This window comes from Microbacterium sp. JAI119 (assembly GCF_013410135.1).
In the GTDB taxonomy this organism is placed as follows: domain Bacteria; phylum Actinomycetota; class Actinomycetes; order Actinomycetales; family Microbacteriaceae; genus Microbacterium; species Microbacterium oxydans.
In genome coordinates, this window is record NZ_JACCCK010000001.1 from 1,833,463 (window position 1) to 1,846,244 (window position 12,782).

A 12,782-nucleotide genomic window follows, 5' to 3' on the forward strand; every position below is an offset into this window, starting at 1 on the left:
AGCAGGATGGATGCCCCGAAGAGGTTCACCCGGAAAGCCCGGGACCGAGATCATCCGGCCAGAGCCGCAGCCCGTCCGGCGATGCGGCCGGAGAACAGACACCCGCCGAGGAACGTGCCCTCGAGCGCACGGTAGCCGTGCACTCCGCCACCGCCGAAACCGCTCGCCTCGCCAGCCGCGTACAACCCGGGGATCGGCTCGCCGACCGCGTTCAGCGCGCGCCCTTGGAGGTCGGTGTTGATGCCGCCGAGCGACTTGCGGGTGAGCACGTGCAGCTTCACCGCGACGAGCGGCCCCGCGGCCGGATCCTGAAGGCGATGCGGAGCCGCCGTTCGGATGAGCTTGTCGCCTCGATAGCTGCGCATGGAACGGAGCATGCCGATCTGCGCGTCCTTCGTGAAGTCGTTCTCCATCTCCCGATCGCGGGCGAGCACCTCGCGCCGCACGTTGTCGATGTCCAGCACCTCGCCGCCGGCGTGCCTCTGCATCTGCTCCAGCAGCGAATCGAGGTCGTTCTCCACGATGAAGTCCTCACCCTCGTCGAGGAACGCCTGCACCGGCCCTGTGGGCCCCTTCGCCAGGCGGGACTTCAACAGGAGGCCCACGTCCTTCCCGGTGAGGTCGGGGTTCTGCTCGCTTCCGGAGAGGGCGAACTCCTTCTCGACGATCTGGCGCGACGTGACGAACCAGGAGTGGTCGTGCCCGGTCGTGCGCAGATGAGCGAGAGTCCCGAGAGTGTCGAATCCGGGGAACAGCGGCACGGGCAGGCGAGTGCCGGTCGCGTCGAACCACAGCGAGGACGGCCCGGGGAGGATGCGGATCCCGTGCGACGGCCACACCGGATCCCAGTTGGCGATGCCTTCGACGTAGTGCCACATGCGATCGCCGTTGATCAGCCGGGCACCGGCGGCTTCGCTCACACCGTGCATCGAGCCGTCGACATACGCGGGCACCCCGGTGAGCATGTGCTCCGGTGCAGTGCCGAGGCGCGCGGGCCAAGCGGCGCGTACAAGGTCGTGGTTTCCACCGATACCGCCCGACGAGACGATGGTCGCTGTCGCCGTGATCTCGAAATCGTCGACGACGTCGCGCGATGAAGGCTCACCGCGCTTCGACCCGCTCGTCGCGAGGATCTGCCCGCGTGCCCCGGTGACGGTTCCGTCGGTCACCAGCAGCTCGGAGACGCGGTGGCGGGGGAGCACGGTCAGGCGCCCCTCTCGCTCCCCTTGCTCGACAGCTGCGGCGAACGGCGCGACGATTCCCGGGCCGGTGCCCCACGTGATGTGGAAGCGGGGCACGGAGTTGCCAGGTCCGATAGCGCCGTAGCCGCCGCGCTCCGCCCAGCCGACGACGGGGAAGAAGCCGACCCCACGTTCACGGAGCCACGCGCGCTTCTCGCCGGCGGCGAACTGCAGGTACGCCTCGGCCCATCGCCGGGGCCACTCGTCTTCCGGTCGATCGAATCCGGCGTTGCCCACCCAGTCCTGGGTCGCCAGTTCCAACGAGTCCTTTATGCCGAGGCGCCGCTGCTCGGGGGAGTCGATGAAGAACAGCCCTCCGAACGACCACCAGGCCTGCCCACCGAGGTTCGTGCGCGGTTCCTGATCCACCAGGATGACACGCCGCCCGGCATCGAGCGCCTCGGCGGCGGCGACCAGGCCCGCCAACCCCCATCCGATCACCAGGACGTCTGCGGACAGGGGCGTTGTCGTCATGGGGTCTCCGTTGATTCCTGACGTGAGCGGGTCTCGAGCGTGGGCCGGCCGCCGGGTCCGGCGCCGATCCCGGAAGGTTCGCGTGTGTTCACCATGGCATAGGCCGCGCGCTCCAGGTAGTCCCACAGCGTGGTTTCGTGCAGGGGAGACAACTGCGCCTCGTCGAGCGCGGTGCGCATGTGACGAAGCCAACGGTCTCGCGCATCCGCATCGATGTGGAACGGCATGTGCCTCATGCGCAGACGCGGATGCCCGCGGGTTTCGCCGTACGTCGTGGGGCCGCCCCAGTACTGCTCGAGGAACATCCGAAGACGGTCTTCGGCAGGACCGAGGTCTTCCTCCGGGTACATCGGCTTCATGACGGGGTCCAGCGCGACCTCGCGGTAGAACACGGAGACGATCTTCCGGAAGGTCTCGTGCCCGCCGATCTCGTCGTAGAAGGTCACTTCTGGGTGCTCCCGTCGTCGTTCGGCTTCTTCCGCCGCCAGATACCTCGGTCGGGGACCACCGGCACGCCGGTCACCGCGTTCGGGCGCGTTCTCGGCGGGTTCGCACCGCGGACCCGCCGTGCACCGTCGAGCCCCGTCGGCACCACGTCGACCATTCGGGGCACGCCGATCTCCTTCTCGAGGAGGGCAGCGCGCAGGCGGCGACGCAGCTCCTGGGCCACGTCGTCCTTGGCATTGGCCCTGGCCTTGATGACGATACGCACCACGAGCGCGTCTCCGTCGATGGACTCCAAGCCCCACAGCTCGGGCTTCTCGATGATGCGCGTACGCCACTTCGGGTCCTTCGACAGTCCCTGCGCGGTCTCGAGCATGATGTGCTCGACCTGTTCGAGGTCGGAGTCGGCCGGCACGCCGATGTCGATGATGGAGCGCGCCCACCCCTGCGACATGTTGCCGATCCGGGTCACCTCACCGTTGCGCACGTACCACAGCGTGCCGTTGACGTCGCGCACCTGGGTGATGCGCACACTCACGTATTCGACCACACCGCTCGCGAGACCGAGATCCACCACATCGCCGATGCCGATCTGGTCCTCGGCCACGAGGAACATGCCGTTGAGCACGTCCTTGACGATGTTCTGGGCGCCGAAACCGAGACCAGCGCCGACCGCAGCGGTCAGGAGGGTCAGCGAGCCGAGCAGACTCGAATCGAGCGCGTTCACGATCAGCACGATCGCGATCACGACCAGCATCACGTTCACGATGTTCTGCAGGATGGTGCCGAGCGTGCGTGTGCGCTGCACCAGGCGCATATCCGCGAGCGGAGAGCGCTCGAGTGCCTGAGTGTCGTCGACCGACGCCTTGTTCTTCGCGCTGTCGACGATGCGGTGCACCACACGTCGGATGACGAGCCGCAGGACGAGCCCGATCACGATGCAGCTGACGATGATGATGGTGACCGTCAGGGCATTCATGCCGACCTGGCCGAGCCAGGCGAGCAGCGCCTTCACCCAGTCGGGGAGGGGGATCTCCGCAGGTGGTTCGGTGACAGTGGAGGGAAGAATCATCACCTCCGATCCTAGCGAGCGGGCCTCTGCGCGGGCTGGGTGGAACCCCGCGTCAAAACGGAGACCATCCGGCCCGACCGCAGCGTGTCATTGGTGGACACACGGGGATCAGAGCGGATGGTCTCCGTTTTCGCTGGTGTTCGGGTATCAGTCCTCGGCGTCGCGGGGCTGCGCGGCCAGGGCGCGCTCGACATCGGCGAGGTTCTCGAGCACGAGGCGTCGCAGAGCAGGGGCGACATCCTGGTGCTCCGAGAGCCAGCCGCGGGTCGCGTCGCGCAGGGCGATGTCCGCCAGTGCGGTCGGGAACAGCCCCACGATCAGGTACTGCGCGATCTGGTAGGTCCGCGACTCCCAGATCGGCAGCAGCATGTCGAAGTACGCCGGGACGAACTCCTCGAGCACCGCAGCTCCCGCCGGGTGGGTGAACCCGAGTGCTGCGGAGCGCACGATCGTGTTCGGAGCATCATCGCGCTCGATCAACGACGCCCACGCGGCCTTCTTGGAGGCGGAGTCCGGCAGGGACGCGCGTGCCTGAGCCGCGAACTCCCCGCCCTTCGCGGTGTTGTCCGCGGCGAGAGCGGCATCGATCGTGGCGGCGTCCGTCGCGCCGATCGTGGCGAGCCCGGCGAGCAGCTGCCAGTTCAGGTCAGCGTCGATCTCCAGCCCGGGGAGCGTGTCCTCACCGGAGCGCAGACGTCCGACGATGCCCGCGTGCTCAGGAGTGACCAGAGCGTTGGCGAAGGCCGTGACGAACTGCAGCTGGCTGTCGCTGCCGGGGTCGGCCGACTCTGCCAGGCTCCACAGACCATCCGCCACCTTGAGGCGCGCGGCCTCGCGGTCGGCCGGTGCGACGTAGAGGTTCGCCGCGGTGCGCAGTTGCGCGAGCGTGGTGCGCACCGTCGTCGACTCGGTCTCACGCCCGATGTTGCCGAGCACGAGGTCGATGTACTCGGAAGCGCCGGTCTCGGCGTCGCGGGTCTGATCCCATGCCGCGCCCCAGACGAGCGAACGGGCGAGCGGGTCGTGGATGTCGGCGAGGTGTGCGATCGCGGTGGCCAGAGACTTCTCGTCGAGGCGGATCTTCGCGTAGGCGAGGTCGTTGTCGTTGAGGAGCACGAGGTCGGGGCGGGTGAGACCCTGCAGCTCGGGGATCTCGGTGCGGTCGCCGTCGACGTCCACTTCGAGGTAGTGCGTGCGGGTGAGCGAGCCGTCCGTGAGGGTGTAGAAGCCGATGCCGAGACGGTGCGGACGGATGGTCGGGTAGTCGGCCGGAGCGGTCTGCGTGATCGCGAAGCGCGAGATCGTGCCGTCGTGGCCCTCGGCGATGACCGGCTCCAGCGTGTTCACGCCGGCGGTCTCCAGCCACTTCTTGGACCACGTGCCGAGGTCGCGGCCGCTGGTGGCTTCGAGCTCGGTGAGCAGGTCGCTGAGCTCCGTGTTGCCCCAGGAGTGCTTCTGGAAGTACTGCGAGACGCCCGAGAAGAACGCCTCGATACCGACCCAGGCGGCCAGCTGCTTCAGGACGGAGCCGCCCTTGGCGTAGGTGATCCCATCGAAGTTCACCTGCACGTCTTCGAGGTCGTTGATCTCGGCGACGATCGGGTGGGTCGAGGGGAGCTGGTCCTGGCGGTAGGCCCAGGTCTTCTCCATGGCGTTGAACGTGGTCCATGCCTCGGTCCACTCCGTGGCCTCCGCCGTGGCGATGGTCGAGGCCCACTCGGCGAACGACTCGTTCAGCCAGAGGTCGTTCCACCACTTCATGGTGACGAGGTCGCCGAACCACATGTGAGCGAGCTCGTGCAGGATCGTGACGACGCGACGTTCCTTGACGGCGTCCGTCACCTTGCTGCGGAAGACGTAGGTCTCGGTGAAGGTGACGGCTCCCGCGTTCTCCATGGCGCCGGCGTTGAACTCCGGCACGAAGAGCTGGTCGTACTTGGCGAACGGGTACGGCACGCCGAACTTCGACTCGAAGTAGGCGAAGCCCTCGCGGGTCTTGTCGAAGATGTAGTCGGCGTCGAGGTGCTGCCACAGGCTCTTGCGGCCGTACACGCCGAGGGGGATGACGCGGCCGGAGGCGCTCGTCAGCTCCGAGAAGGTCGACTCGTAGGGACCGGCGACCAACGCCGTGATGTACGAGGAGATGCGCGGCGTCGGCTCGAAGCCCCACGTGGCGGTGACGTCATCGTCGTGCACGATGGGCTCGGGGGTGGGCGAGTTGGAGACGACCTTCCATGCGGCCGGTGCGGTCACGGTGAACTGGAACGTCGCTTTGAGGTCGGGCTGCTCGAAGACCGCGAACACCCGACGCGAGTCGGGCACCTCGAACTGCGAGTAGAGGTAGACCTCGCCATCGACGGGATCGACGAAACGGTGCAGGCCCTCGCCGGTGTTCGTGTACTCGCAGTCGGCGTCCACGACGAGGACGTTCTCCGCCTGCAGTCCCTCGAGCGTGATGCGCGAGTCGGCGAAGACCTCGTTGGGGTCGAGCTGCTCCCCGTTGAGGGAGATCTCACGGACCTCCCGCGCGATCAGATCGATGAAGGTGAAGCTCTCGGGCGTGGCGGTGAAGCGGACGACGCTCCGAGAGCCGAAGACCTCGGCGCCCTTGGTCAGATCGAGGGCGACTTCGTAGGACTGCGTGTCGACGACGTCGCGGCGCTCCTGCGCTTCGATACGGGTGAGGTTCTCTCCAGGCACAGCTGTACTCCCAGGGGTGAGGGGATGTCACCGGGGCTGGGCGCAGTTGGCGCCGACGGCAACCCTGACAGCCTACGCCAGTGCGGGGAATGCCCGATCTCCATCGCGGTGCAGGGGAATCGGATAGAAACGGTGCTCGCGCGCACTCCGGCACTCCGTAGAAGTGGGAGGATGGACGGGTGACTGCGATCGAGCCGAATGTCGTCCCCTTTGCCTCGCCTGCTGCCTCCGGTGGTGCACCTTTCGTGACCGCACCGGTCGCCTATGACGCGATCCTGCTCGCCGGATTCGGCGGGCCCGAGGGCCAGGAGGATGTGATCCCGTTCCTCAGGAACGTGACGCGCGGCCGCGGCATCCCCGACGAGCGGCTCGAGGAAGTCGCGCACCACTACCGCCACTTCGGCGGGGTGAGTCCGATCAACGGTCAGAACCGCGTGCTCAAGGAGGCGCTGCAGAACGCTCTCGCCGAGCGGGGCATCACGCTCCCGGTCTACTGGGGCAACCGCAACTGGGCGCCGTACCTGGAAGAGGTCGTGACCGAGGCATCGGGCAACGGGCACAACACCCTGCTCGCCTTCGCCACGAGTGCGTACAGCTCGTTCTCCAGCTGCCGCCAGTACCGGGAGGACTTCGCCCGCATCCTGGAGGAGACCGGCCTGGGCGAGACCGTCACGATCGACAAGATCCGCCCGTTCTACGATCACCCCGGCTTCGTCGAGGCGTTCGAGACCGGTGTCCGTGAGGCCATCGAGAACTTCCTCGCCGAAGGCATCGCAGCCGCGGACATCCAGATCCTCTTCTCGACGCACAGCATCCCCACCGCCGACGCCGAGCGCTCGGGTGCCCGCGACATCGAGTGGGGTGAGGGCGGCGCCTATGCCGCGCAGCACCTCGCCGTCGCCGCGTGGGTCATGGATCGCGTCCGCCAGACCGTCCCGGCGGCCGCCGATGTGTCGTGGGAGCTCGTCTACCAGTCCCGCTCCGGTCCCGCCTCGCAGCCGTGGCTCGAGCCCGATGTCTGCGACGTGATCGGCGAGCTGCCCGAGCGCGGACGCAAGGCCGTCGCCGTCGTGCCGGTGGGATTCATGAGCGACCACATGGAGGTCCTGTGGGACCTCGACACCGAGGCGGCGGAGGCCGCGGAGGAAGCGGGACTCTCCTTCACCCGTACTCCGACCCCCGGCGTATCGCCGGCATTCGTCGCGGGCATCGTCGATCTGATCGAGGAGCGCCTCCAGGGGCGTCCCAACGAGGAACGCGCTCACGTCACTTCCCTTCCCGGCGGGTTCGACGTCTGCCGCCCCGGTTGTTGCGAGAACATCCGGGCGGGCTTCAAGCCGGCTGCCGCAGGCGTCGCTCCGTGACCTCTCGGTGACCGGCGCGCGCTTCTAGGATGGGACACATGCGCATCCATATCGCCACCGACCACGCGGGCCTCGACTTCTCCACGCAGCTGCAGGACCATCTGCGCGCCGCCGGGCACGAGGTCGTCGATCACGGCCCCGTCGAGTACGACGCGGTCGACGACTACCCGGCGTTCTGCATCCGCGCGGCGCAGGCCGTCATCGCCGATCGGCGTGCGGGCGTCGAGGCGCTCGGCGTCGTCTTCGGCGGCTCCGGAAACGGCGAGCAGATCGCCGCGAACAAGGTCGAGGGCGTACGTGCGGCGCTCGTCTGGAACCTCTCGACCGCGGAGCTGGCCCGCGAGCACAACGATGCGAACGTGATCTCCATCGGCGCGCGTCAGCACACGTACGACGAGGTCACCTCGTTCATCGACCGCTTCATCACGACCCCGTTCTCGGGCGACGAGCGCCACGTGCGGCGCATCGGACAGATCGCCGACTTCGAACGCGACGGCTCACTGCTCCCGGACCCGCGGGCCTGACATGCCCGAGGGTCATTCCGTCCACCGGATCGCTCGGCAGTTCGACCGCAACTTCGTCGGCAAGACGCTGAGCGCTTCCAGCCCGCAGGGTCGGTTCGCCGAAGGAGCATCCCTGCTCGACGGCCGTGCCGCGGTGAGCGTGCAGGCGGTCGGCAAGCAGATGTTCCTGGAGACGGAAGGCGACCTGTGGCTCCGGGTGCATCTCGGCCTGTATGGAGCGTGGGACTTCGCCGGTGAGATCGTCGTCGACCCGACCATCGCCTCCGCCAACGGCCGCATGGGCCAGACCAATCAGCGGGGCACGATCCTCGAGGACCCGATCCTCGATGATGCGGGGGAGAACTCGCTGTCCTCGATCGGTGCGCCCCGACGCACGCGGGTGCACGTGCGCATGTCCGAGCAGACGAAGGGGCTCGCTGATGAGGGCATGGAGTGGCCGCCGCCCGTGGTCGGTCAGGTTCGACTGCGTCTGATGACCGACATCACTGCGGCCGACCTCCGAGGGCCGACCGCGTGCGTCCTGCAGACACCTGAGGAGATGTTCGCGACCGTCGCAAAACTGGGCCCTGACCCCCTGGTCGGCGATCCGGTCGAGAACGAGGAGCGTTTCGTCCGCGCTGTCAGGAAGAAGCCGACGGTGATCGCACTCCTGCTCATGGACCAGTCGGTCGTGAGCGGCATCGGGAACGTCTACCGCGCCGAGATGCTGTTCCGGCAGAGGCTGAACCCGCACACGCCGGGTCGCGACGTTCCCGAAGACGTCGTGCGCGCGCTCTGGCACGACTGGGTGCGTCTGCTCGCCATCGGTGTGGAGACGGGGCAGATGATGACGATGGACGGTCTGACCGGCGCGGACTACCGCGCCGCCATGGCCAACCGGGACGATCGTCACTGGGTCTATCACCGCGCTGGTCTGCCCTGCCGTATCTGCGGGACCGAGATCGCGCTGGAGGAGATCGGCGCTCGGAAGCTCTACTGGTGCCCGCGTTGCCAAGCGTGATCCGCCCGCGCCGCCACCACCGGATCTAGGCTGATCGAATGCGACAGAATCCCAGCTTCACGCTGGCCGATGTGCCCGAGATCCGCCGCGTGATCGAGGCGAACCCCTGGGCGACGATCATGAGCTCTGGCGGAGAGGGGCTCGTGGCCTCGCACTACGCCGTCCTGCTCGATGACGCCCACGACGACCTCACCGTCGTGGGTCACGTGGGTCGTCCTGACGACCTCATCCACGGGCTGGGGGAGGACCGAGAGATGCTGGTGGCCTTCCAGGGCCCGCACGGCTACATCTCGCCCGGATGGTACGGCGATGTGCCCGCGGTGCCGACCTGGAACTACACCGCTGTCCATCTGTCCGGCGTTCCCGAGATCCTGAGCGCCGAGGAGAACCTCGTCGTGCTCGACCGCCTCGTCGCGCACTTCGAATCCCTGATGCCGGAACCGCGACGCATGTGGGAGCGCCCCAACGACGCGGCCTACGTGGAGCGGCTGGCCGCGGGAACGGTGGGTTTCCGGTTGACACCGACACGAGTCGTCGCCAAGAGGAAGCTCAGCCAGAACAAGGCGCCGGAGACGATCGAGACGGTGATCGAGGAGCTCTCCGGCGACGGGCCCTATGCGAACCCGGCCCTCGCCGCGGAGATGCGGCGCGCGCAGGACGCACGCCGAGGAGGGGTACAGCAGTGACCGAACGCGGCGCCGCCATCGACACCATCACAGCCGTGCGGATCGCCGGACCAGGACGCGAGTTCCTGATGGACGACGAACCGGTCGACATCTTCATCGCCGATGGACGCATAGTCGACATCGCCCCGACCGGTGCTCTGTCCGCCCGTGGCCGCGTCCTCGCCGCCGACGGCGCCTGGGCGGTTCCCGGTCTCTGGGACAACCACGTCCACACCGTCCAATGGGCGCTGACATCGGAGCGCGCGCCGCTCGGACACGCGGAATCCGCAGCGGCCGCCGCGGGTGCGATGAGTGGTGTTCCCCCGCTGGCGGACGGTCGACGCGTCGGGACCGGTTTCCGAGATGCGCTGTGGCCGGATCGTCCGTCACTCGAACTCCTGGACACGGCCACCGGCGGCGTTCCCACCTACCTCATCAACGCCGACGTCCACAGCGTCTGGTTGAACAGCGCTGCACTCGCTCGTGAGGGCTTCCGCAGCGAGGACGGCGTGCTGCGCGAGACCGATGCTTTCGAGATCTCGCGGCGCCTCAATGCCGTCGACGCCGCTCATGGTGACCGTGCGATGGTGCGGGCAGGGGAGCAGGCCGCGGCACGAGGTGTCACCGGCCTCGTCGACTTCGACATGGCGTGGAGTGCGGAAGCGTGGCCGCGACGGGTGCAGGCGGGCTTCGCCTCCCATCGCGTTGAGTTCGCGGTGTACCCGTTCGACCTCGAACGCGCCATCGACGCCGGGCTCCGCACGGGTGAACTCCATGAACTGACCGAGACTCCGGCCCGCGGGGCGGGGCTCGTGCGCGTCGGGCCGCTGAAGATCATCACAGACGGTTCCCTGGGCACTCGGACAGCCGCGTGCTCGCACGCCTACCCGGGAGATCCCGGCAACTTCGGCATGCTCACGGTGCCCTCCGACGAGTTGGTCGACCTCCTCACCCGCGCGACCGGCGCAGGACTGGGGGTGGCGGTGCACGCGATCGGCGACAGGGCCATCACCTCGGCGCTGGATGCCTTCACCACCACGGGCGCAGCCGGATCGATAGAGCATGTCCAGCTCGTGCGACACACCGACCTCGCGCGGTTCGCTCGCCTCGGTGTGATCGCCAGCGTTCAGCCGCAGCACGCCGTCGATGATCGCGATCTGGTGGACCGGCACTGGTCGGAGCAGACCTCGATCGGCTATCCCCTCGCATCACTGCGCGCATCAGGGGCACAGTTGCGCTTCGGTTCCGACGCCCCGGTGGCCCCGCTTGATCCGTGGCAGGCCATCTCCGCAGCGGTGTCCCGGACGGCCGACGCGCGAGCAGCATGGCATCCGGAAGAGCGGATCACGGTCGCCCAGGCACTGGAAGCGAGCGTGCGTACTTCGCTGCGGCCGGGTGAGCCCGCCGACATCGTCCTGTGTGCGGCGGACCCGCTGACGTCGACGGGGCCGGCTCTGCGCTCGATGAGCGTGCTCTCCACCGTCTTGCGGGGATACGTCACACACGCGCACTGATGGGTTACTCGTGCAGCAAGGGCGGCCCTCGGAGAACCGAGGACCGCCCTTGCCACGTTCAGACGATGTCTGCGATCAGGCCGCGATGTGCGAGACGAGGAACCAACGGTCCTTCTCGAGGCCGCGCTGGATCTCGATCGCGACGTCCTGGCTGGTGAGGTCGACCTCGTCGAGGCCTTCCACAGCGGCCTTGACGTCGACGAGGATGGCGTCGATGTCGGAGATCACCGCGCGGATCAGCTCGTCGGACTGTGCGAAGCCGGCCGCGACCGACGTCGAGCCCGCCTTCTCCGCGACGGCGCTCACGCGTGCATCGATCGGCAGACCGAGAGCGACGATACGCTCAGCGGCGGTGTCGGCGAAGTCGCCGGCGTGGGCGACGATCGTGTCGAGCAGCTCGTGCACGCCGACGAAGTTCGCGCCGCGGACATGCCAGTGGGCCTGCTTGCCGTTGATGGTCAGTGCCTGGAGACCGAGGACGACAGGGGAGAGGAACTGGGCCGCCCCTGCAGCCACGGTCGGGTCGATGGCGGTGGTGGAAACGGTCTGTGCCTTGCTCATCTTGTGCTCCTCCGGAACGGTTTCTCGTATCTGATGAAGACAACGCTACTCAGCGTCAGACATTCCGCAAGCAAGCTGAGGCTCGGCTCACTTCCGCGTGATTCCGCGGAAGTGAGGGTAGTCTCGCCTCATGAGCATCGCGTCCGGAGCCTCCATCCTCGCCCTGCCGAACAGTACGCCGTCGATCGACGCGACGGCATTCGTCGCCGACGGCGCTCGCATCGTCGGCGACGTCAGCCTCGCGGCGGGCTCCAGCGTCTGGTACAACGCCGTCCTTCGCGGGGATTCGGCGCAGATCGTCATCGGCCCCGGCTCCAATCTCCAGGACAACGTTTCCGTCCACGTCGATGCAGCGCATCCTGTGGTGATCGGCTCCAAGGTCTCGGTCGGACACAACGCGGTCGTGCACGGCTGCACGATCGGCGACGGAAGCCTGGTGGGAATGGGGGCGGTGATACTCAGCGGTGCCGTCATCGGCGAAGGATGTCTCATCGCCGGAGGAGCGGTCGTCCTCGGCGGGACGGAGATCCCCGCAGGCTCTCTCGTCGCCGGCGTGCCGGCGAAGGTGCGTCGAGCGCTCAGCGAAGAGGAGCGAGCGGAACTCCTGGCCAACGCCGACATCTATCTCGGACACTCGCAGACGCACTCGGCGGCGACGCGGGTGTGAGCGCCCCGGCCGCTAGGCTGGGACCCGTACGGGGCGGTGGCCAAGCTGGTTAAGGCAGTGGGCTCATAACCCAACGATCGTCGGTTCAAGTCCGACCCGCCCTACTCGCGATCCTCAGCGGATCCCTGGTCGCTCGATGACAGCAGCAGCGTGCAGCGATGCGGCGTCACGAACGGATCGAGTCGCCGCATCTCCAGAGGACCATCGCCCAGTCGGAGCACATCGCGCACGAGTTGCGCATGCACGGCGCATACGAGCGCCTGATCCTCGGCGAGCAGGCCGCGGTACCGGCAGGGAGCAAGATCGAATCGGAGCGTTTCCTCGTCGACGACGGGGTTCAGACCGGCATCGTCGAGGTGCTCGTACAGGACGTCAACCTGCCGGAGGGCCTGCTCGCCGAGGCGCGGACTCTCCGACGTCACGGCGCGGAGCATGCGGCCCCTCACATCGGCGCCTTCGACCCGTGACCGTGCTCTCTGGCTCGACGATGTCTCACGCACAGGGTGGAAGACGAGGGGTGGACGACCGCGATGGCCGGTGTTGACGGGCTCACTGC

The 12,782-nt window shown here is 67.8% G+C and carries 12 protein-coding genes and 1 tRNA gene; 8 read left to right on the forward strand and 5 right to left on the reverse strand.

Going from position 1 to position 12,782, the window contains the following annotated elements:
• Positions 1-50 precede the first annotated feature (50 nt).
• From HDC31_RS08840 to pepN, 4 genes are all read right to left on the reverse strand, one after another.
• Positions 51-1,715 (reverse strand): FAD-binding dehydrogenase, encoded by a 1,665-nt coding sequence (locus HDC31_RS08840; RefSeq protein WP_113681945.1) that lies wholly within the window; start codon positions 1,713-1,715, stop codon positions 51-53.
• Positions 1,712-2,161 carry a globin gene (locus tag HDC31_RS08845; protein WP_058631145.1) on the reverse strand — a complete coding sequence of 150 codons (450 nt, stop codon included), beginning with the start codon at positions 2,159-2,161 and terminating at the stop codon, positions 1,712-1,714. The genes HDC31_RS08840 and HDC31_RS08845 overlap by 4 nt, the downstream gene beginning before the upstream one ends.
• Positions 2,158-3,231 carry a mechanosensitive ion channel family protein gene (locus HDC31_RS08850; RefSeq protein ID WP_179516020.1) on the reverse strand — a complete coding sequence of 358 codons (1,074 nt, stop codon included), beginning with the start codon at positions 3,229-3,231 and terminating at the stop codon, positions 2,158-2,160. Before HDC31_RS08850 ends, HDC31_RS08845 begins: the two co-directional genes overlap by 4 nt.
• A gap of 147 nt (positions 3,232-3,378) precedes the next feature.
• On the reverse strand, positions 3,379-5,931 hold the full coding sequence (pepN, locus tag HDC31_RS08855) for an aminopeptidase N (RefSeq protein WP_179516021.1): 2,553 nt from the start codon (positions 5,929-5,931) through the stop codon (positions 3,379-3,381).
• A 179-nt stretch (positions 5,932-6,110) separates the two neighbouring features.
• Between pepN and HDC31_RS08860 the strand changes: the two genes are divergently transcribed.
• The 5 genes from HDC31_RS08860 to HDC31_RS08880 are packed head-to-tail and all read left to right on the forward strand — an operon-like array spanning position 6,111 to position 10,998.
• A complete protein-coding gene (locus tag HDC31_RS08860) occupies positions 6,111-7,295 on the forward strand; it encodes a ferrochelatase (protein WP_061016723.1) in 1,185 nt (394 codons plus the stop codon).
• 38 nt (positions 7,296-7,333) lie between these two features.
• Positions 7,334-7,819: a ribose-5-phosphate isomerase gene (locus HDC31_RS08865; RefSeq protein WP_061016721.1), complete on the forward strand. Its 486-nt coding sequence runs from the start codon at positions 7,334-7,336 to the stop codon at positions 7,817-7,819.
• Position 7,820: 1 nt separating this feature from the next.
• On the forward strand, positions 7,821-8,819 hold the full coding sequence (locus HDC31_RS08870) for an Fpg/Nei family DNA glycosylase (protein ID WP_061016718.1): 999 nt from the start codon (positions 7,821-7,823) through the stop codon (positions 8,817-8,819).
• A 38-nt stretch (positions 8,820-8,857) separates the two neighbouring features.
• Positions 8,858-9,505 carry an FMN-binding negative transcriptional regulator gene (locus HDC31_RS08875; protein WP_046747028.1) on the forward strand — a complete coding sequence of 216 codons (648 nt, stop codon included), beginning with the start codon at positions 8,858-8,860 and terminating at the stop codon, positions 9,503-9,505.
• A complete protein-coding gene (locus HDC31_RS08880; RefSeq protein ID WP_179516022.1) occupies positions 9,502-10,998 on the forward strand; it encodes an amidohydrolase in 1,497 nt (498 codons plus the stop codon). Before HDC31_RS08875 ends, HDC31_RS08880 begins: the two co-directional genes overlap by 4 nt.
• A gap of 75 nt (positions 10,999-11,073) precedes the next feature.
• On the opposite strand, the gene HDC31_RS08885 is transcribed toward HDC31_RS08880, so the two are convergent.
• A complete protein-coding gene (locus tag HDC31_RS08885; protein ID WP_046747026.1) occupies positions 11,074-11,559 on the reverse strand; it encodes a Dps family protein in 486 nt (161 codons plus the stop codon).
• A 130-nt stretch (positions 11,560-11,689) separates the two neighbouring features.
• On the opposite strand from HDC31_RS08885, the gene HDC31_RS08890 reads away from it, so the two are divergent.
• From HDC31_RS08890 to HDC31_RS20230, 3 genes are all read left to right on the forward strand, one after another.
• Entirely contained in the window at positions 11,690-12,226 is a 537-nt protein-coding gene (locus tag HDC31_RS08890; protein ID WP_061016715.1) for a gamma carbonic anhydrase family protein, read from the forward strand.
• A gap of 30 nt (positions 12,227-12,256) precedes the next feature.
• Positions 12,257-12,330 (forward strand) — tRNA-Ile (locus tag HDC31_RS08895).
• A gap of 54 nt (positions 12,331-12,384) precedes the next feature.
• Positions 12,385-12,693 (forward strand): hypothetical protein, encoded by a 309-nt coding sequence (locus tag HDC31_RS20230; protein WP_227751213.1) that lies wholly within the window; start codon positions 12,385-12,387, stop codon positions 12,691-12,693.
• The last annotated feature ends 89 nt before the right edge of the window (positions 12,694-12,782 follow it).

What these genes read in the sequence shown, in the direction of transcription:
- HDC31_RS08840 (WP_113681945.1), bottom strand. Translation starts at nt 1,715, where the DNA reads ATGACGACAACGCCCCTGTCCGCAGACGTCCTGGTGATCGGATGGGGG.
- HDC31_RS08850 (WP_179516020.1), bottom strand. Translation starts at nt 3,231, where the DNA reads ATGATTCTTCCCTCCACTGTCACCGAACCACCTGCGGAGATCCCCCTC.
- HDC31_RS08865 (WP_061016721.1), top strand. Translation starts at nt 7,334, where the DNA reads ATGCGCATCCATATCGCCACCGACCACGCGGGCCTCGACTTCTCCACG.
- HDC31_RS08870 (WP_061016718.1), top strand. Translation starts at nt 7,821, where the DNA reads ATGCCCGAGGGTCATTCCGTCCACCGGATCGCTCGGCAGTTCGACCGC.
- HDC31_RS08875 (WP_046747028.1), top strand. Translation starts at nt 8,858, where the DNA reads ATGCGACAGAATCCCAGCTTCACGCTGGCCGATGTGCCCGAGATCCGC.
- HDC31_RS08885 (WP_046747026.1), bottom strand. Translation starts at nt 11,559, where the DNA reads ATGAGCAAGGCACAGACCGTTTCCACCACCGCCATCGACCCGACCGTG.
- HDC31_RS08890 (WP_061016715.1), top strand. Translation starts at nt 11,690, where the DNA reads ATGAGCATCGCGTCCGGAGCCTCCATCCTCGCCCTGCCGAACAGTACG.
- HDC31_RS20230 (WP_227751213.1), top strand. Translation starts at nt 12,385, where the DNA reads ATGCGGCGTCACGAACGGATCGAGTCGCCGCATCTCCAGAGGACCATC.